We start from the raw sequence: 17853 nt of genomic DNA, 5'->3' as shown, positions 1-17853 counted from the left end.
AACCTTACATAAGATATATTATCGTACTTATCCACGGAGAAATGCGTATGCGCTGGTTGCCGCTATGGCTCCATCAGAAACGGCGGTCACAACCTGGCGTAAGCGCTTGGAACGGATATCGCCAGCGGCAAATAGACCTGGCGTGCGGGTCGCCATGGATTCATCAGTCAGAATGCCGCCATCAGGCGCCAGATCGACTAGATGCTCAACAAGCTCGGTATGGGGTTGCGTCCCGGTAAAGACAAAGATGCCAAACGAGCCGGGCTCAAATGACTCGGTATGAGTCTCACCGGATGCATTGTCCTTAAAGGTGATCGTCGTTGGCATAGCTTCGCCCGAGAGCTCCACAATACTAGTTTGGTACCTAACTGTAATATTGTCTTTTTCGAGCACCTTCTGAACAACACCATCAGGCGCACGAAACTGGTCGCGGCGTAGCACGATGGTCACACTGCTGGCAATGTCTGACAGAAACAGCGCCTCTTCGCATGCCGAATTGCCACCGCCGATTACAAAAACCTGCTTGCCGCGGAAAAACATGCCGTCACATGTTGCGCAATATGAAACACCACGACCGCGATACGTATCCTCGCCTGCGAAACCTGCCGGACGCGGCATGGCACCCATGCAAGCGATAACGCTCGAGGCCAGCGTATCGCCCATATCGTGATGCACCGTAAACAACGCTGCATCGGCATCGTAATCGATACCCGTAACCATGCTCCATGTAACCTGTGCTCCCAGGCCCTCTGCATGCTGCTGAAAACGCTCGCCGAGTTCGGCGCCACTCAAGAGCGGAATACCCGGATAGTTCTCGACCTCATTGGTTGTGGCAATCTGCCCTCCCGACATGCCCTGTTCAATCACGGTCGTCGTTAGGTTGGCACGCGCAGCGTAAATGGCGGCAGCATAGCCCGCGGGGCCGCCACCGATAATCGCAACATCGATCGGCTGATCGGTAGTCATGAAGAGACCTCCTGTCGAAAGATTGGCGTTCTTTGCGCTCATACCCAAATTTACGTGAACATGACACTCATGCACTACAATGATAAATCCGTGTTACAAAGCTGAAGGGGAGTTATCGATGGACCAGGCGCAGACGAGTGACGATGCTCCCCTGCTCACGCACAGCACTCCCCAATCGGAGCAAACCACGCTCTTGGCCCAGCAAAAACCTCTCGTGACCATCGTGCACGCCTCCGTCGGCTCGGGCCACAAGGCCGCCGCAAATGCGATTGCGCAGGCATTCGACCTCATCCGCGGCACCAATGGCATCCCCGAGGATGTTGAGATTGAAGTGCTCGATATCCTTGATTTTGGACGTATTAAATTCGACGGCAATAAGACCGCGGCTTCTTTTACGGGAGCCACGCGCCCCATTTACGACCTGACCTGGCGATATACGCTTACGGGACATCTTCTCTGGGGTGGCGGCACGGCATGGTCGCGAATCATGTTCCCCGCCTTCAACGAATATATTCGTAGCCGCAGGCCCATAGCCGTGGTCGCAACGCACATCACAGCAGCCAATGTTGCCGTGGGCGCCCGCGTAATTACGGGTATCGATTATCCGGTCATCTGCGTACCAACAGACTATGAAGTCGAAGGCTTTTGGCCCCACAAGGACACCGACCTGTTCTGCGTGGCAAACGAGTTTATGGCCGAGACGCTCCGCCCCCGTAAGGTTCCCGAAGCAAAGATCCACATTACGGGTATCCCCATCCGAGCGGGATTCGATTCGGATTACGATCGAGAGGAAGAGCTAACCAAGTTCAACCTCCCCACCGACAAGACCGTCGTGCTGGTAATGGCCGGTGCCAGCTTGCCTCAGCCTTACGTCCGCTTTCGCGCGGCGATGGACCACACACTCCCCTTCCTGCGCAGCTTCGAAGACATGCACTTTGTCTTTTTGCCCGGCAAAGACGTGGAGTATGCCACCCGGCTGAAGACGCTCTTCGATGCCATGAAGCTCGAGAACGTCACGGTGTTGGACTATGTCGACGACATGGCGGCCCTCATGCACGGGTGCGACCTGGCAATCCTCAAATCGGGCGGACTCACCGTCACCGAGTGCCTATGCGCACATCTGCCGATGATCCTGCTGGGCAAATCATACGGCCAGGAAAAGGCCAACACCACGATGCTCACCGGCATGGGAGCCAGCATGCACGTCACCACGGCACGAGAGCTCATCGTGACGCTGCGTCATCTCCACGATCATCCTGAGTCGCTCAAGGCACTGCTCATCAACGGCGAAGTACTACGCCGCCCACACGCAGCCGAAGACATCGCCATCGCCACCATAGAGTTCGTAGGCAAACCCCAAAAGCGCAAACGAGCCTTCTGCCGCTTCTACTGGGGCGGCAAGCCAGCGCATATCCGCTAGGCGATAGTCCGCTGCTCGGCGGGAGCCGCCCATATATCATTCCATGCTCAAACATTCTCGCTGCGCAGGGCGCACTAATCCCGCCCGTTCGGGGCTCACCCATATCATTCCATGCTCAAACATTCTCGCTTCGCTGCGCTCGCTGCGAAACTGCGCGTGGAACGATATGGGTGAGCCCCGAACGGGAGGCTTCTTGCTTGTAACAAAATTATTCTTACTGGTTAGTTGATACGACAAAGGAACAGTTCCTTTGTCGTATCAACTAACTGTTATTAGATTATTTGTTTCCACCTTCGCAGGCTCTAACTGGGGCGAACCCGGCGTAGCCGCTAGCAAGTAAACGTAGCTCACCCGTGGGAGACCCCTATATATCGTTCCACGCGCAGTTTCGCAGCGCAGCGAGAATGTTTGAGCATGGAATGATATATAGGGGCCTCCCACGGGTGAGCGGACATTACAATACGCCGCTAGAACCGAAACCGCCGGCTCCTCGGTCGGTTTCGTCTAGTTCTTCTACTTCTATGAGGTTGACCGTGGGGACTTCTTGGATGACGAGTTGGGCTATGCGGTCACCTTTATTGATTTGAATGTTAATGGAGGGATCCAGGTTGATGAGGATAACCTTGAGTTCTCCTCGGTAGTGAGCGTCGATGAGGCCCGGCGTATTGACTATAGACAGGCCCTGCTTGATGGCCAAGCCGCTGCGGGGCTGGACGAAGCCGGCGTAGCCATCGGGCAGGGCGATGGCCAGCCCCGTAGAGACCAGACGGCGTTCGAAGGGCTTCAGGACGCAGTCCTCGTTGGAGCGCAAATCCAAGCCGGCATCAGTGGGATGGGCGTATTTGGGAAGCTCAACGGTGGGATCGAGACGCTTTATGTTGACGGTAATGTTGGACATGGAATCACCTTAGCTTGTCGAGCTCTTGCAGAAACTCATCGACGTCTTTGAAATCGCGGTAGACCGAGGCAAAGCGGATGTACGCCACCTTGTCAATCTTGGCCAAGCGCTTGAGCACCATGTCACCCAACTCATGGGACGTGACGGCCGTCAGTGTGCGAGAGCGCAGCTCGACCTCGATGTCGTCGATAATCTCATTGAGCTTCTTAGTGTCGATATCGCGCTTGATGGTGGCGCGCATCAAGCCGACGAGCAGCTTATTGCGATCGAACCGCTGCTTGGTTCCGTCTGACTTAATGACCTCGATTGGGTCTTCGCATCGCTCGAACGTTGTAAAGCGATAGTTACACGAGCAACATTCGCGACGGCGCTTAATGGTGTTATTTGACTCCTGCATACGAGAATCAACGACGCGGGTATGTGCCTTGCCGCATTTGGGACAGCGCATGGTACCTCCTCTTAAACGATAACAAGGGTACCATGCGCAGCGCGATAATGATTACGAACGAGCAGGAACCTTAAGATGCGCACCGGCGGCGAGCGAACCATGCTCCAGATGATTGACGTTACGGATCATGTCGGAAGTCTCTTGCGTGGAAAGGCCTTCGATTGGATATTCCTCGGCAAGCGACCAAAGAGAATCGCCAGTCTGAACGCGAATGGTCTCGTAAGTAATGTTGGAAACGGACTCGGCATACGCGGCGTGACGAGAGCTAAAGACCGAAGTAGCGAGGACAAAGAAGAGCGTAAGCGCAACGGCGACGGCGACAATCGTCGGAACCTTCAGGGCAACGCGGGCCGGCGCGACTACAGCCTGCTGATTGCGAGCAGGCTTTACGGTCAAAGGTTGAATGCCGGAGCGGCCACCCTGAACAACCGTAAAAGTGGGTTCTGCAGGCGTCTCGAGCTTAAGGGCGAGGTTTCCCTGGACCATATTCGTTGCGTTCATCATGTTCTCCTCTCGCGTGTTTTGCTGAGAACAGTTTTATCAAGCCGCGCGGACAAAAATGTCTAGCGCGAGAACGAATGTTCGGTTATTATTATCTTCGAACAGTTGTTCCTGTCAAGCAAAATTCGAACATTTGTTTGACATGGGTAGAGAGGATGCCCTGATGGCTCGCAAAATTACCAAGCGTCAGCAGCAAATTTACGACTTCATCAAGGAATATCAGCAGGAGAAGGGTTATCCGCCCAGCGTGCGCGAGATGGCTTCTGCCGTGGGCCTTTCCTCCCCAAGCACCGTGCACGCCCATCTCTCTGCCCTGGAGGCGCGCGGGCTGCTCAAGCGCGATGCCACCAAGCCGCGTGCCCTGGAACTCTTTAACGAGGATGGTTCCTCTGTCTCAATTTCTAAATCTGACGAGCCCACCGCACCTCGCGGAACGGTCTCGCTACCGCTCGTTGGTCGCGTCGCGGCTGGGATTCCCATTCTGGCCGAGCAGAATATCGAAGACACGTTTACTATCCCGACCGAAATCGCCACTGATCAGGGTTCCTTTATCCTTGAGGTGCATGGGAGCTCAATGATCAATGTCGGCATCTTCAATGGCGATTACATCATCGTCCGTGAACAAAAGAGTGCCATGAACGGCGAAATTGTCGTGGCCATGATTGATGGTTCGGCGACCGTCAAGACGTTCTACAAGGAGCAGGGGCGTGTGCGCTTGCAGCCCGAGAACGACACCATGGAACCTATCTATGCAACGAATCCCGTTATCCTGGGCAAAGTCGTCGGCTTGATGCGCCGGTTCTCGTAATGCAAAAACGCATAACCATATTTGATACCGTCCGCGGGTTTACGATGATTTCTATGGCAGGTTTTCACGCTTGCTATGATCTCGCCTACCTGTACGGCTGGGATATGCCCTGGTTTACCCAGTCAGCCTTTCAAGACATCTGGCGCGCCAGCATCAGCTGGGTATTTTTGTTTATCGCCGGTTGGATGTGCACCCTTTCGCGCAACAATATCAAACGTGCCGCCAAATACGCCTTAGCAGCACTCGTTGTCTGGTTGGCAACAACACTTGTCTCAGTCGACGATTCGGTTAATTTTGGCATCATCTACTGCATGGCCGCATGCACCGGCATCGTGGCGTTGACCGATCCCGTCCTTAAGAAGATAACGGCGAGATGGGGCATGCCCCTATGCCTTATGTTGTTCGCAATCACCTGGAGCATCCCCAAAACGATCTACCCTGTCCCCTACCTGGCGTGGCTGGGATTTCCGAGCCCTGGGTTTATCTCAGGTGATTACTACCCCATCATCCCGTTTATCTTTATGTATCTTGCAGGATACTTCGCCGCACACATAGCGCAGGGAATCGATAAGACCGTCCCTAGCTGGGCCTACGCCAACCCCCTGCCGGCGCTCGCCAGCCTTGGACGTCACGCTCTCCCCTTTTATCTGCTGCATCAGCCCATCATTCTGGGCATTTTGGAGCTCGTCTACTCGGTGCGATAACGCTCGAGCCGCGGTGCAATACGAGCCGGCAACTTCGCCACAATGCGAACGCCGTCCTCGAGATATTCCTCATGCAGAAGGGTTCCCTGCTCATGCACCAGCGTGATGAGAGCGCCCTCGCGATACGGGATATCAGCGGAGAGCAACACATCGGTGGCAGCTGCCTCGCGAGCAATGCGATCGACGAGATCGTCGAGCCCCTCGCCCGTTTGGGCCGAGAACAGAACGGCTTCTGGATAGCGACGACGGAAACTCAATCGATCAACGCTATCGAGAAGATCGATTTTATTGAATACGGTCAGCGTTAAACGCTCTCCGGCGCCGATCTCATCAAGCACGCGGTCGACAGCCTCCAGCTGCCGCTCATAGTCCTCGTCAGACGCATCTACGACTTTGAGAATTAGATCGGCACCCAAAACCTCGGACAGCGTCGATTTAAAGGCATCGACCAGACCATGGGGCAGCTTTTGAATAAAGCCGACGGTATCGGTAATCGTCATGCCGCGACCACCGGGCAGACGATACGAACGCGTCGTCGGGTCGAGCGTAGCAAACAGCTTGTCCTGCGAAAGTACCGTAGAGCCGGTCAGACGATTGAGCAACGTCGATTTACCGGCATTGGTATAACCGGCTAACGCGACGCGAAACGCCGGTGACTCAATGCGACTCTTGGATTGAACATCGCGACGCTGTTCAACCTGCTTGAGCTCACGACGAAGCGCAGCGATCTTATTACGAATGAGGCGACGGTCGACCTCGAGCTGACTTTCGCCCTGACCAAAACGTGAGCCGATGCCGCCGCGCGTCTGCTCCTTGGCGAGATGGCTCCACATGCCACGCAGACGAGGTAACAGATATTGAAGCTGTGCCAGCTGCACCTGCAGGCGTCCCTCACGCGTCTGAGCATGCAGGCCAAAGATATCCAGGATCAATGCTGTACGATCGATAATCTTTACCGGCTCGCCCACGGCTTTCTCCAAATAGGATTGCTGCGAGGGCGTCAGGTCGTCGTCAAAAATAACGACATCGGCATCCATGCGATGTACCAGGCCGCAAAGCTCCTCTACCTTACCGGAACCGATAAACGATTTGGGATACGGCTTAACCAAACGCTGAGACAAGCGAGCCACGCACTGGGCACCAGCCGTGTGGGCAAGGCGCTCCAGCTCATCGAGCGAGCGATCGAGCGGCCATGCATTGTCGCGCCATTCAACACCAACCAAAATGGCACGCTCGGGCTCGGGTGCCGTGGGAACAAGGGGGAAACGGGCCATTAGGCAGCCTCAATACGATGCAGGATATTCTCAACGACCTCATCGATCGTACATTCATCCATATCAAACCACACGATGCGGTCATCGCGCTTAAACCACGAAAGCTGACGCTTGGCATAACGACGCGAACGCATCTTAATGAGTTCGCGAGCCTCATCCATGCTCATCACGCCATTGAAAGCATCGATGATCTCTTTATAGCCAATTGCCTGCATCGACGTCAGGGCATCTCCCAGCCCCTGGTCCATAAGACCGCGGACCTCATCGACAAGACCCTGCTCAAACATCAGATCGACGCGCAGGTTAATGCGCTCGTAGAGCACCTCGCGATTACGGGTCAGGCCAAACCACAGCGCATGATAATACTCGCGCGGAACACTAAACTGACTTTTTTGCTGTGCATAGGAGATACCATCATCATGCATCTCAAGCGCGCGAATCACACGCCGCACGTTATGGGGATGAATAACAGCAGCTGATTCTGGATCGCGCTCGGCAAGCAGGGCATGCAGTTCTTCCTCACCAATACGCTCGGCAAGCTCCTGATAGCCCGCACGGCGATCGTCCTCAAGTTCACCCGAGGGAAAGTCCATCTCATCGAGGGCTGCCTTGAGATATAGCCCCGTACCTCCGCAAAAAACCGGCAGGCAACCCGAACCAAGGAGACGTTCAACATGCGCGCGAGCGTCAGCCTGATAAAGCGCAGCAGAATATGCCACACCCGGCTCTACAATGTCGACGAGACGCAGCGGCGCCGTACACTCATCGGGCGCCATCTTTGCGGTACCGATGTCCATGCCGCGATAGATTTGCATCGCGTCGCACGACAGCACTTCGGACGAAAGACGGGCTGCCAAACGGTCGGCAACATCGCTCTTACCAACCGCCGTCGGACCGACGATCGCAACGGCGGAAAGACCTGCCCCGGGAGAAACCATTAGCGCGGCTCGCCCACAACGGAGCCGGACAAATACCAAGTCTTGGCAACGTCAACGTCAACATCAACGATCTTGCCAACAAGCTGATCGATGCTGTAACCCTCGGGGATAGGCGCATGCACGGTCTGATTCTTGGGACTCTTGCCCAGCAGGACCGCATCGTTCTTTTTACTCGTTCCCTCAATGAGCGCGGGAACCACAGTATGAAGCTCGCCCTGGTTATACTCGTGTGCCGTGGTCTCGATAACCTTAACCAGGCGATTGAAACGCTCGAGAATAACCTCATGCGGCGTAGGATCGTCAATCTCGGCGGCCGGGGTACCGGCGCGCTTGGAATAGATGAAGGTATAGGCCTGAGCATAGCGGACCGTCTCGGCAAGTGAGAGCGTCTGCTCAAAGTCTTCTTCAGTCTCGCCCGGGAAGCCAACGATAATGTCGGTCGAGAGCGCAATATCGGGCATGCGGTTGCGAATGCGATCGACAAGGCCCAGATAGTCCTCGCGTGTATAACGGCGATTCATCTCTTTGAGGATCCGCGTCGAACCGGACTGGACGGCCAAGTGCAGCTGCGGCATAACGGCAGGCGTCTCGGCCATGGCGTCGATGGTCTCGGGCAACAGGTCCTTGGGATGCGAAGACGTAAAGAAGATACGCTCCACGCCCGTATCGCCCACGGCACGCAGCAGATCGGCAAAACGCGGCTTGCCAAACAGATCGCGACCATATGAGTTAACGTTTTGGCCCAGCAGCGTAATCTCACGCACGCCCTGGCGCACCAAACCGGTCACCTCGTCGACAATCTCCTCGAAGGGGCGGCTCTTTTCGCGACCGCGCACGTACGGCACGATGCAATAGGTGCAGAAATTATTGCAGCCCGTCATGATGGGCACCCAGGCGTGATACTGAGTCTCGCGATGCCACGGCATGCTCATGGCATCCGTATCCTCATGCTCATTGGTGCGGATATGACGCTTACCATCAAGGAACGCCTCGGCAATGAGCTCGGCCACATGTGCAATGGAATGCGTGCCAAAGATGACATTGACGTTATCGACATTGGTGAGCAGGCCCTCGCCATCGCGCTGCGCGATGCAACCGCCAACGGCAACCACGCGCTTGCCCGAAGGCGAAGGCGGCAGGCTTTTGCAGGAATTGCACTGACCGTACAGGCGAGTATCGGCGGCCTCGCGCACGCAGCACGTCATGAAGACAACGATATCGGCATGCGCGGGATCGAGCGCCATGAGGCAGCCATACGAATCAAGCAGACCGCTCACACGCTCGGAGTCGTGCTGATTCATCTGGCAGCCAAAGGTGCGGATAAAGTAGGTTTTACCGGCAAGAATATCGCGTACGGAACGCTGGTCCATGTGCATAAGTCCTAACGATGGGGAGTGGAACGAGGCAAGCAGAAGCTATGCCACAGGCTTAACATCATCCATGACGACGTTATCCATAGCAGCTCGATTGATCTGGTGAACGTAGATAGAAAGGCGGATGGCCGTGCGCGACTCCCCGTTAATGAGGATGTCGGAGAACACGGGCGCGCAGGAAATATCAAAACCGGTTGGAATCAAAAAACCGCGCGCGATGGCAACGGCCTTAATGGCCTGGTTGACGGCACCGGCGCCGACACACTGGATGTTGACGGGTACACCATCCTTGACCATGCCGGCGATGGCGCCGGCAACGGACGCGGGCGATGATTTGCTTGATACCTTCAGGCAATCCATGAAGAAACTCCTGCATTTAAAAGTACGTTTTAACTGCAATAACTGTATCGTACCGAGTGGACTCGGTAAAGGCACTATTCCTCTTTGGCAAGATCAAAGGTCACGGTGATTCGATCACGCGAAACACGAATCTTTGGGTCGCCGCAAAGGTTGAGATAGTACCGGGCGGCAAGGTCATTAAAGTCGCGTTCCACAGCGCGCGAAAACTGTGCCATGTCATCCTTGGCAATACGTAGCCCGCGACGATCCTTCGCGAGATCGACAGGAGCCGGCGCATGCGAGGACGAATCACGCTCGCGCAGCAGACGCGCGGTCACACCGCGAACGGGCTTAATCTGCCCTGCCAAAATGCGATGGGCCGTGCGCTCGGACATCTCAAGACCCAAACCCGAACAAATACGGATAAAGTCCTCGGCATCAGAAGCAAGGCCTAAACGATCGACAACCGGAAGCTCGCTCTCGTCATCAATGAACAGGAGACGAGACGTATCGAGCCGACTTGACGCCTGAGCATAAAGGGTCGCGGCAATCTCAGACGGAGAACCAAGATAGACATCGCAACCACGCAACTCCTCGAGCGCAAACTCACAAGCAGCGCGAATAATATTATGTGGACCGCGAGCGCAGACATAACGTCCGTCCTCATCCTTGACGGCCTGGGGCCAGCTGGACTGATCGGCACGCTCACTGAGACGGTCGGCCGCAACGCTTACCTTGAAGGCTGAACCAAGATCGACGCCGGACGTGACCACACGGGCCTCGTCGGTGTTCTGCTTGATCGAAAACAATGCCATGCCACGACCATGAACGCCCCAACGGTCCATCTTCATGCTCTCGAGCTTGGAGGTAACGCGGGCATCGAAGATTCGCTCTTGCATATCCTGCGGAACGCCCGAACCGTTATCCAGAAAGACAAGCGTGCGGACGCCATCTTCCTTGGTCGTGGCGAGATAGACCTTGTCGGCGCCGGCATCGCGAGCATTACGGAGCATTTCGATGACGATATCCTCGACATGCTGAATGTCGTGCTTAGCCTGGCGCCGCTCGGCCTCCGAAACGCGGAGGCGGACATACCCCTCGCCAAGGTTCTCCTCGACGCGAAGGTTGCCCTCCCCCGACATCGACGCGATAAATGAGATGAGCTCGTTCGCGTCGCTCATGTTATTTAGCGATATCGACAGCGCGGCTCTCGCGAATCACGACGACGCGCACCTGACCGGGATACTCCATCTCTTCCTCGATCTGATGGGCGATATCGTGAGCCAGGACCGTGGACTGGGCATCGGAGATCTTGTCCGGCTGGACCATGACGTGGACCTCGCGACCGGCCTGCATGGCATAGGTACGTTCGACGCCGTCATGGGAGTTGGCGATCTCCTCGAGCTTCTCAAGACGCTTGATGTAGTTCTCGGCAGACTCGCGACGGGCACCGGGGCGAGAGGCAGAGACAGCATCGGCGGCCTGCACCAGGACATCGAGCACCGTGTTGGGGTCGACATCGGCATGGTGAGCCTCAATAGCGTGGACGATAACGGGCTTCTCGCCATAACGGCGGGCAAGCTCGGCGCCGATGACGGCATGCGGGCCCTCGACGTCGTGGTCGATTGCCTTGCCCAGGTCATGAAGCAGGCCGGCGCGCTTGGCGGTCACAACGTCCAGGCCAAGCTCGGAAGCCATCACGCCGCACAGATCAGAGACCTCGAGGGAATGCTGAAGCACGTTCTGACCAAACGAGGTACGGTAGCGCAGGGCACCAAGGGTCTTGACGATCTCGGGGTGCAGATCGTGGATGCCGGTATCGAAGGCAGCCTGCTCGCCAGCCTCGCGCACGCGCTGCTGAACCAGGTCGGCGGCCTTGTGATACATCTCCTCGATACGGGCAGGGTGAATGCGGCCGTCGGCGATGAGGTTCTCGAGGGCGACACGGGCGGTCTCACGACGGACCGGGTCGAAGCTCGAAAGAACGACGGTCTCGGGCGTGTCGTCGATCACGAGGTTGACGCCGGAAACCTGCTCGAAGGTCCGGATGTTGCGACCCTCGCGACCGATGATACGGCCCTTGAGGTCATCAGAGGGAATGTGCACGGAGGTAACGGTGACCTCGGCAGTGTGGTCGGCAGCGCAGCGCTGAATCGCCAGAGACAGAATCTCCTGGGCGGTCTTGTGGCACTCGGCGCGAACCTGCTGCTCGGACTCGCGAATGATCGTGGCGGCCTCGTGGGTGACCTCGCCGCGAACCTTATCGAGGAGCTCCTTGTGGGCGTCCTCGCGGGTAAGGTCGGCGATACGCTCGAGCTCGGAGGTCTGCTTTGCACAGAGCTCCTCGAGCTCACGGGAGCGCTTCTCGACCTGACCGGCCTGGCTGGACAGCTGATGCTCGCGCTTGTCGAGAGCGTCGTTGCGGCGATCAAGGGATTCCTCGCGCTGCATCACGCGGTTCTCGAGCGTACGAATCTCGTTCTTACGCTGCTTGTCCTCGGCCTCGGCGGCCTGCTTGTTCTTGATGATCTCCTCTTTAGCCTCGAGCAGAGCCTCTTTTTTGAGGGTCTCGGCCTGACGCTTAGCATCACCGATCAGGGACTCAGCCTGTGCGTGTGCCGACTGGATTTTTTCGTCGGCCTCGTGAAGACTACCCTGCTTGGCGGTGCGCATGTAGGCAATGGCGGCGATGGCACCCAAAACGATGCCAACGAGCGCTGCGATGATAGGCATGCTCACTCCTTTTTATGGATTCGTTACACAACAAAGCGAACCGTCCTTACGAACGGCTCGCGACATTTGAGTAATATGGGCGCAGCTTATGCGGGTCGGATACAGATAAACATATAAACAAACTCATCACAGATGAGCACATATCACAAAGCAAATGACAGTGTTTATCGTACGTTGAACCACAACAACTGTCAAATAAATGGCCCCAGCACGGCGGCTAAAACGCGGTGAACGGCAGGGCCACAAAACGCATACGCCTAAACCGCACATTCCTCGCGTTCGGCATTAAGACGTGCCTTAACGGCATCGGCAGCGATGTGATACGAGAAGCCCTTGCCCATCAAAAACCGAACCAGTTTTTCGAATCCGCGCGTCTCTGGAACACGCCGCTTGGCGAGCAGGGCTGACGCACGCGCCAAATCGTCTTCGACGGCAAAATAATCCTCGGGATAACCGGGAATGTCATCGAGTACGACATGACGGCGCTTAAGCTCGGTCTCAATCTTGCGCTGTCCCCAGCCGCGTCGTTTGCGTTCCTCGATAAAGTACGAGCAAAAGCGGTTCTCGTCTAAAAAGCGATACTCTGTGGCACGCTGGACGGCGAAATCAATTGCGGGCTGGCGAAAGCCGTAGCGTGCCAACTTGTCACAGACCTCACCCGTCGCATGGTCGCGTCGCGATAGCATCTCAGTCACCATGGTAAGTGCACATTTACGCTCGATGAGCTGCACCGCTTCACGAAAGTTATCCCAATCACAGGGAAGATCGGGGCGATTTTTGACATACAGGCGCGCGACCCGCACGGGAATCCAAATGGACCGCTCAAAACCGCCCTCAAGCTCACAATCGATATGTGCGCAAGGCTTTTTGGACGCATACCCGCTCGAGAACGAGGAGGCCGCCTTCTTATCGGGAAAGACGACCGTGGCCTCGGTCACCGTATACGACATGAGCGTAACCGCTACTCGTCGTCATCATCGAGCATGGCGGAACCATCGATGGCGTAAAGCTCGTCAAACTCCTCAGGCGCAGGCTGATCGGTCAGCTCGACCTCGGACGGAGCATCGTCATCAAACTCAAGCCCGCAGGCAAGGCGGACCTTATGCTCAATCTCGTCGGCGCAATCGGGGTGTTCGCGCAGGAACGCCTTGGCGGCCTCGCGACCGTTGCCGAGCTTGTCCTCGCCATAGGCAAACCAGGAGCCCATCTTCTTGCAAATGCCGCACTCGACAGCCATGTCCAGAATCGAGCCCTCCTTAGAGATGCCCGTACCGTACATGATGTCGAACTCAGCAGAACGGAACGGAGCTGCCACCTTGTTCTTGACGACCTTGGCACGCACGCGGTTACCGATAACCTCATCCTTAAGCTTAATGCTGTCGATGCGGCGAATGTCGATACGCACCGAAGAGAAGAACTTAAGGGCGCGGCCGCCCGTCGTGGTCTCGGGGTTGCCGAACATGACGCCGATCTTCTCTCGCAGCTGGTTAATGAAGATGCATGTCGTGTTGGACTTGGACAGCGAGCCGGCGAGCTTGCGGAGCGCCTGACTCATCAGACGAGCTTGCAAACCGACCGTGGTATCGCCGATCTCTCCCTCGATCTCGGCACGCGGGGTCAGCGCGGCGACGGAGTCGACGACGATGGCATCGATGGCGCCGGAACGCACGAGCATGTCAACAATCTCGAGCGCCTGCTCACCCGTATCAGGCTGGGAAATCAGTACCTCGTCGATATCCACGCCAATGCGCGCGGCATACGTGGGATCGAGCGCGTGCTCGGCATCGATAAATGCCACCACACCACCCATTGCCTGGGCTTCGGCCAGGATCTCGAGCGAAAGCGTCGTCTTACCGGAGGACTCAGGACCGTAAATCTCGACGATACGGCCGCGCGGCACACCGCCGATACCCAGAGCGGCATCGAGTGCCAGAGCGCCCGTGGGGATGGCCTCAACCTCAAGCTCGGGGCCGCCGTCACCATACCTCATGATGGAGCCTTGACCGAACTTCTTCTCGATCTCGGCCTTGGTGGTGGCGATCATCTCATCGCGCTCTTTACCCGTCGTGCGAGCATGAACGGTACGTACGGGACCTGAATTCTTGGCCATGAATAGCCCTCCTCTTAACAACCTGCATCGATAATAAACGAACGGCTGTTCGTGGTCAACCGTTCAGGCCAATCATATGCAGGCAGTCTTTCCAAAACCCAACCAAACGCCGACCAAACACTGACCAAATGCTTGACCACAAAGGGGCAAATAAGAACAAGAAAGGCAAAAATACACCTATGACCAGCGCAAACGCAAAATTCGTCAGGGGTCCCTATCTCCACAATTAAGGGGCCCGAAGGCCCCTTAAAACACGTCTATTCCATAGAGTTAAGCACAAGGGCAATGCGTCCCAATGCCTCCGCGACCGCATGGGCACGAACACACGAACGGTCGCCCTCATAGTGGCAGCGCACAGAGTCCACGACCGGCACTTCCCCATCAGCCGAGCGATACGCCCAGCCAATATAGAAAGTGCCAGCCGGATCGTCCTCAGTGCCGCCGCCGGGGCCGGCATAACCCGTTGCGCTCACTGCAATATCGCTCTGGTACAGCTCCAGCGAACGCGCCGCCATCTCGCGCGCGGTCTGATGCGACACCGCGGTATAGCGGTCGAGCGTCTCCTGATCAACACCTAAAACGCGATGCTTGATCTCATCGCAGTAGGTCACCGCACCGCCACGCAGCACCGCCGAGGCGCCCGGGATATCGGCAATCGTCGAGGCGATCATACCTGCTGTCAGCGACTCAGCCGTCGAAACCGTCACGCCCCGAGCGCTCGCGCGCTCGACAATATGACGCGCCAGCTCCTCGTTATGTGCGGAAATCTGCTCAAAAGAGTCCGTCATACCCACCTGAACCTAGACCGAAAAGACGATCTTGCGGCAGTTCCAGAAGTACTGGGCGCCCGAGATAACGGTCAGGACAACGGCAACGGCGTACAGGAAGCGCGACACCGAGTAGATGCCGAGCGTCAGCGCCAGCGGGCCAAGGTGCAAGCCGGCCATCGCAAAGACGCACAGGTAACCGCAGATGGAGACCATCGTGGTCGCCGTCTTGTACTTGCCAAGCTTATCGGCGGCAACGACCACGCCGGCGGCACTCGCAACCATGCGCAGGGCGCTTACCAACAGCTCGCGGAACAAGATGATGAACACGGACCAAACCGACACAGCGCCAAAGTCCAAGAACATCAGCAAGGCCGAGAACACGAGTAGCTTGTCGGCGATGGGGTCCAAGAATTTACCGAAGTCGGTAATCTCGTTGCGCGAGCGCGCCAGATAGCCGTCAACTTTATCGGTGCACGACAGGATGACATACAGGATGAAGGCTGCGGCGGCGAGCGGGCCGTCGAAGGTGCTCCAATCTGTACCGGCAACACTCGTGTGAGAAAGCGCCGACACGATCATGAACACCGGGATAAAGACGATGCGCACACACGTCACGATGTTGGCGGGCGTCCAAACACTCGTCAGTTCCTTATTGCTCTCGTTTGTCACGATGCTCTCCTACTCCACAACATGGCCGATAAGCTCATAGCAGAAGCTATCGGTAAACTCGACCGTCAGAATATCGCCCACGGACGCCTCGCTGGCGTCCAAGTGCACCGCGCCATCGGAATCAGGCGCCTGGAACCAAGCATGGCCGATCAGCTCGGCGCCGTCCTCGGTCTCCTCGATGCCGTCGACGATCACCTGGGCGCGCTCGCCCACATGTGCGGCGGTGGCGGCAAAACCGAGCGACTCGGCCAGGTCCATGGCCTCCTGGGCGCGCTCGAGCTTGACCTCCTCATCGACCTGACCCTCCATCTTAGCGGCCAGGCTGCCCTCCTCCTGCGAGTAGGCAAAGACGCTCGTGTAGTCAAAGCCGACGGTGTCCATAAAGTCGATAAGGTCGCGGAACTCGTCGTCGGTCTCGGTCGGGAAGCCGACCATGGCCGTGGAACGGATCACGATGCCGGGGATACGCTCACGCAGATCGCGGAACAGGTCCTCGAGCTCCTGGCGCGAACCGGAGCGACGCATAGCCTTGAGGATGCGCGCGTCGCAGTGCTGCACGGGGATATCGATATAAGGCAGCACCTCGGGCGTATCGCGAATCGTATCGATAAGCTCGTCGGTCATGCCCTCGGGCTGCAGATAGAGCACGCGGACCCAGACGTTGTGCGGGCGCACGGACTCGGCGACGGCATGCAGCAGCTGCGCCAGATTGCGCGGCGAGCCATCGATGACGTCTTCGTCGGCAAAGTCGGTGCCCCAAATACCCGTGTCCTGGCCGATCAGCACGATCTCGCGCACACCGCCGGCAACCAGGTCGCGTACCTCGGAGATAATGCTCTCGGCATTGCGCGAGTGATAACGACCGCGGATATACGGGATCATGCAGAAGCTGCAGAAGCGGTTGCAGCCATCGGAAATCTTGACGTAAGCAACGGCGCCCTCGACAGTGCGCTTGACTTGCGGAATATAGGCAGCGATCTCACGCTCGACACCCAGCACGCCATCGATGACCGCCACGATGCCGTCCTCCTCGTCGGCCTTCACAAAGGCAGCGACCTCGGGCAGCTCGTCAGGCAGGTCGTCGCCATAGCGCGACGGCACACAGCCGCACATGACGATGGGACAAGAACGAACGCCGTCCTGAACCTCGTTGGCGAACTCGAGCGTGGTCTCGATGCTCTCGGACGTTGCGGAGGCGAGGAACGAGCATGTATTGACGATGGCGATATCGGCATCCTGTGGGTCGAATGCCTCCTCGTAGCCCGCGGCGGTCAAAAGAGAACGCATGCGGTCGGTGTCAACCTCGTTCTTAGCGCACCCGAGGGTGATGTAGAGCACGGAGCCCAACGGTGTATCCATGTTGGAGAGCAGTCCTTTCGAATGATATTAGCGGTAGTTGGTGAACTGCAGCGGCTGGCCGTAGTCCTGGTCGCGCAGGAACTGGATCACGGTCTGCAACGCGTCCTTCGAAGCAGAGGAAACACGCAGCTTCTCGGCCTCGATGGTCACCTTGACCTTGAGCTTTTGGTCCTTGATGTCCTTATTGATCTTCTTGGCGGTCGCCTGGTCGATACCCTCGACGATATGGCCGAGCACGCGCACGGTGCCGCCCGATGCCGCCTGCGGAGCATCCCACGAGACAGCCTTGAGGTCGATGCCGCGCTTGATGAGCTTGGAGCTCAGGACATCGATGATCTGCTTGGAGACAAAGTCGGCCGGGGCGTTGATCGTAAAGAGCTTGTCGCCCTTCGAAAGCTCGATCGTGGCGCCGGAATCCTTCAGGTCATAGCGCTGGGAAATCTCGCGCGTGGTCTGCTGGAAGGCGTTGTCGACCTCTTGCATGTTGACCTCGGACACGACGTCGAAGCTGGAATCTTTAGCCATGATGTTTCCTTTCGCGTA

The 17853-nt window shown here is 57.1% G+C and carries 19 protein-coding genes; 3 read left to right on the top strand and 16 right to left on the bottom strand.

Features of this window, described 5'->3' with window-relative positions:
- Positions 1 to 27: 27 nt before the first annotated feature.
- Complete coding sequence (locus AAAV21_RS06185) at positions 28 to 966, bottom strand: FAD-dependent oxidoreductase (protein WP_349108152.1); 939 nt, start codon at positions 964 to 966, stop codon at positions 28 to 30.
- A gap of 118 nt (positions 967 to 1084) precedes the next feature.
- Here AAAV21_RS06185 and AAAV21_RS06180 point away from each other — a divergent pair, with 118 nt between their 5' ends.
- Complete coding sequence (locus AAAV21_RS06180; protein ID WP_349108151.1) at positions 1085 to 2386, top strand: glycosyltransferase; 1302 nt, start codon at positions 1085 to 1087, stop codon at positions 2384 to 2386.
- A gap of 454 nt (positions 2387 to 2840) precedes the next feature.
- Here AAAV21_RS06180 and dut read toward each other — a convergent pair whose 3' ends face one another.
- Genes dut through AAAV21_RS06165 form a run of 3 tightly spaced genes read right to left on the bottom strand, consistent with a single transcriptional unit; the run spans position 2841 to position 4233 of the window.
- Positions 2841 to 3284, bottom strand: coding sequence for a dUTP diphosphatase (gene dut / locus AAAV21_RS06175; protein ID WP_349108149.1), 444 nt, complete (start codon positions 3282 to 3284; stop codon positions 2841 to 2843).
- 4 nt (positions 3285 to 3288) lie between these two features.
- Entirely contained in the window at positions 3289 to 3732 is a 444-nt protein-coding gene (nrdR, locus tag AAAV21_RS06170; RefSeq protein WP_022093781.1) for a transcriptional regulator NrdR, read from the bottom strand.
- Between the two features lie 51 nt (positions 3733 to 3783).
- Positions 3784 to 4233: a LysM peptidoglycan-binding domain-containing protein gene (locus AAAV21_RS06165; RefSeq protein WP_158566569.1), complete on the bottom strand. Its 450-nt coding sequence runs from the start codon at positions 4231 to 4233 to the stop codon at positions 3784 to 3786.
- 163 nt (positions 4234 to 4396) lie between these two features.
- Here AAAV21_RS06165 and lexA point away from each other — a divergent pair, with 163 nt between their 5' ends.
- Together lexA and AAAV21_RS06155 are read left to right on the top strand one after the other, a co-directional pair.
- Positions 4397 to 5041 carry a transcriptional repressor LexA gene (gene lexA / locus AAAV21_RS06160; RefSeq protein ID WP_040359862.1) on the top strand — a complete coding sequence of 215 codons (645 nt, stop codon included), beginning with the start codon at positions 4397 to 4399 and terminating at the stop codon, positions 5039 to 5041.
- A complete protein-coding gene (locus tag AAAV21_RS06155) occupies positions 5041 to 5745 on the top strand; it encodes a heparan-alpha-glucosaminide N-acetyltransferase (protein ID WP_117800112.1) in 705 nt (234 codons plus the stop codon). The genes lexA and AAAV21_RS06155 overlap by 1 nt, the downstream gene beginning before the upstream one ends.
- On the opposite strand, the gene hflX is transcribed toward AAAV21_RS06155, so the two are convergent.
- From hflX to AAAV21_RS06095, 12 genes are all read right to left on the bottom strand, one after another.
- A complete protein-coding gene (gene hflX / locus AAAV21_RS06150; RefSeq protein WP_117654789.1) occupies positions 5730 to 7019 on the bottom strand; it encodes a GTPase HflX in 1290 nt (429 codons plus the stop codon). The genes AAAV21_RS06155 and hflX overlap by 16 nt on opposite strands.
- Positions 7019 to 7957 carry a tRNA (adenosine(37)-N6)-dimethylallyltransferase MiaA gene (gene miaA / locus AAAV21_RS06145; RefSeq protein ID WP_349108146.1) on the bottom strand — a complete coding sequence of 313 codons (939 nt, stop codon included), beginning with the start codon at positions 7955 to 7957 and terminating at the stop codon, positions 7019 to 7021. Before miaA ends, hflX begins: the two co-directional genes overlap by 1 nt.
- Positions 7957 to 9327, bottom strand: coding sequence for a tRNA (N6-isopentenyl adenosine(37)-C2)-methylthiotransferase MiaB (gene miaB / locus AAAV21_RS06140; RefSeq protein WP_022094691.1), 1371 nt, complete (start codon positions 9325 to 9327; stop codon positions 7957 to 7959). The genes miaA and miaB overlap by 1 nt, the downstream gene beginning before the upstream one ends.
- A gap of 45 nt (positions 9328 to 9372) precedes the next feature.
- Positions 9373 to 9690, bottom strand: a complete 318-nt coding sequence (locus AAAV21_RS06135; protein WP_006235982.1) for a stage V sporulation protein S — start codon at positions 9688 to 9690, stop codon at positions 9373 to 9375.
- A gap of 74 nt (positions 9691 to 9764) precedes the next feature.
- Entirely contained in the window at positions 9765 to 10850 is a 1086-nt protein-coding gene (locus AAAV21_RS06130) for an ATP-binding protein (protein WP_006235981.1), read from the bottom strand.
- 1 nt (position 10851) lies between these two features.
- Positions 10852 to 12402 carry a ribonuclease Y gene (gene rny / locus AAAV21_RS06125; protein WP_089573375.1) on the bottom strand — a complete coding sequence of 517 codons (1551 nt, stop codon included), beginning with the start codon at positions 12400 to 12402 and terminating at the stop codon, positions 10852 to 10854.
- A 257-nt stretch (positions 12403 to 12659) separates the two neighbouring features.
- Positions 12660 to 13352 carry a regulatory protein RecX gene (locus tag AAAV21_RS06120; RefSeq protein ID WP_161154667.1) on the bottom strand — a complete coding sequence of 231 codons (693 nt, stop codon included), beginning with the start codon at positions 13350 to 13352 and terminating at the stop codon, positions 12660 to 12662.
- An 11-nt stretch (positions 13353 to 13363) separates the two neighbouring features.
- A complete protein-coding gene (gene recA, locus AAAV21_RS06115; protein WP_022094695.1) occupies positions 13364 to 14512 on the bottom strand; it encodes a recombinase RecA in 1149 nt (382 codons plus the stop codon).
- A 257-nt stretch (positions 14513 to 14769) separates the two neighbouring features.
- Positions 14770 to 15300 (bottom strand): CinA family protein, encoded by a 531-nt coding sequence (locus AAAV21_RS06110; protein ID WP_349108144.1) that lies wholly within the window; start codon positions 15298 to 15300, stop codon positions 14770 to 14772.
- Between the two features lie 12 nt (positions 15301 to 15312).
- Positions 15313 to 15951 carry a CDP-diacylglycerol--glycerol-3-phosphate 3-phosphatidyltransferase gene (pgsA, locus tag AAAV21_RS06105; RefSeq protein WP_349108142.1) on the bottom strand — a complete coding sequence of 213 codons (639 nt, stop codon included), beginning with the start codon at positions 15949 to 15951 and terminating at the stop codon, positions 15313 to 15315.
- A gap of 9 nt (positions 15952 to 15960) precedes the next feature.
- Positions 15961 to 17310, bottom strand: coding sequence for a 30S ribosomal protein S12 methylthiotransferase RimO (gene rimO / locus AAAV21_RS06100; protein ID WP_349108141.1), 1350 nt, complete (start codon positions 17308 to 17310; stop codon positions 15961 to 15963).
- A gap of 27 nt (positions 17311 to 17337) precedes the next feature.
- Positions 17338 to 17835, bottom strand: coding sequence for a YajQ family cyclic di-GMP-binding protein (locus tag AAAV21_RS06095; protein ID WP_117654798.1), 498 nt, complete (start codon positions 17833 to 17835; stop codon positions 17338 to 17340).
- Positions 17836 to 17853: the final 18 nt, after the last annotated feature.

The organism is Collinsella sp. CLA-AA-H302 (assembly GCF_040093305.1).
Lineage (GTDB): Bacteria > Actinomycetota > Coriobacteriia > Coriobacteriales > Coriobacteriaceae > Collinsella.
The sequence above is the reverse complement of the archived record's forward strand: the minus strand, read 5'-3'. Positions and strand labels throughout refer to the sequence as shown.

Coding starts and splice junctions, on each gene's coding strand:
- recA (WP_022094695.1), bottom strand. CDS start 14,512: ATGGCCAAGAATTCAGGTCCCGTACGTACCGTTCATGCTCGCACGACG.
- lexA (WP_040359862.1), top strand. CDS start 4,397: ATGGCTCGCAAAATTACCAAGCGTCAGCAGCAAATTTACGACTTCATC.
- rimO (WP_349108141.1), bottom strand. CDS start 17,310: ATGGATACACCGTTGGGCTCCGTGCTCTACATCACCCTCGGGTGCGCT.
- AAAV21_RS06185 (WP_349108152.1), bottom strand. CDS start 966: ATGACTACCGATCAGCCGATCGATGTTGCGATTATCGGTGGCGGCCCC.
- hflX (WP_117654789.1), bottom strand. CDS start 7,019: ATGGCCCGTTTCCCCCTTGTTCCCACGGCACCCGAGCCCGAGCGTGCC.
- AAAV21_RS06165 (WP_158566569.1), bottom strand. CDS start 4,233: ATGAACGCAACGAATATGGTCCAGGGAAACCTCGCCCTTAAGCTCGAG.
- miaA (WP_349108146.1), bottom strand. CDS start 7,957: ATGGTTTCTCCCGGGGCAGGTCTTTCCGCCGTTGCGATCGTCGGTCCG.
- AAAV21_RS06155 (WP_117800112.1), top strand. CDS start 5,041: ATGCAAAAACGCATAACCATATTTGATACCGTCCGCGGGTTTACGATG.
- AAAV21_RS06130 (WP_006235981.1), bottom strand. CDS start 10,850: ATGAGCGACGCGAACGAGCTCATCTCATTTATCGCGTCGATGTCGGGG.
- miaB (WP_022094691.1), bottom strand. CDS start 9,327: ATGGACCAGCGTTCCGTACGCGATATTCTTGCCGGTAAAACCTACTTT.
- nrdR (WP_022093781.1), bottom strand. CDS start 3,732: ATGCGCTGTCCCAAATGCGGCAAGGCACATACCCGCGTCGTTGATTCT.
- AAAV21_RS06135 (WP_006235982.1), bottom strand. CDS start 9,690: ATGGATTGCCTGAAGGTATCAAGCAAATCATCGCCCGCGTCCGTTGCC.
- AAAV21_RS06120 (WP_161154667.1), bottom strand. CDS start 13,352: ATGTCGTATACGGTGACCGAGGCCACGGTCGTCTTTCCCGATAAGAAG.
- AAAV21_RS06110 (WP_349108144.1), bottom strand. CDS start 15,300: ATGACGGACTCTTTTGAGCAGATTTCCGCACATAACGAGGAGCTGGCG.
- AAAV21_RS06095 (WP_117654798.1), bottom strand. CDS start 17,835: ATGGCTAAAGATTCCAGCTTCGACGTCGTGTCCGAGGTCAACATGCAA.
- AAAV21_RS06180 (WP_349108151.1), top strand. CDS start 1,085: ATGGACCAGGCGCAGACGAGTGACGATGCTCCCCTGCTCACGCACAGC.
- dut (WP_349108149.1), bottom strand. CDS start 3,284: ATGTCCAACATTACCGTCAACATAAAGCGTCTCGATCCCACCGTTGAG.
- rny (WP_089573375.1), bottom strand. CDS start 12,402: ATGCCTATCATCGCAGCGCTCGTTGGCATCGTTTTGGGTGCCATCGCC.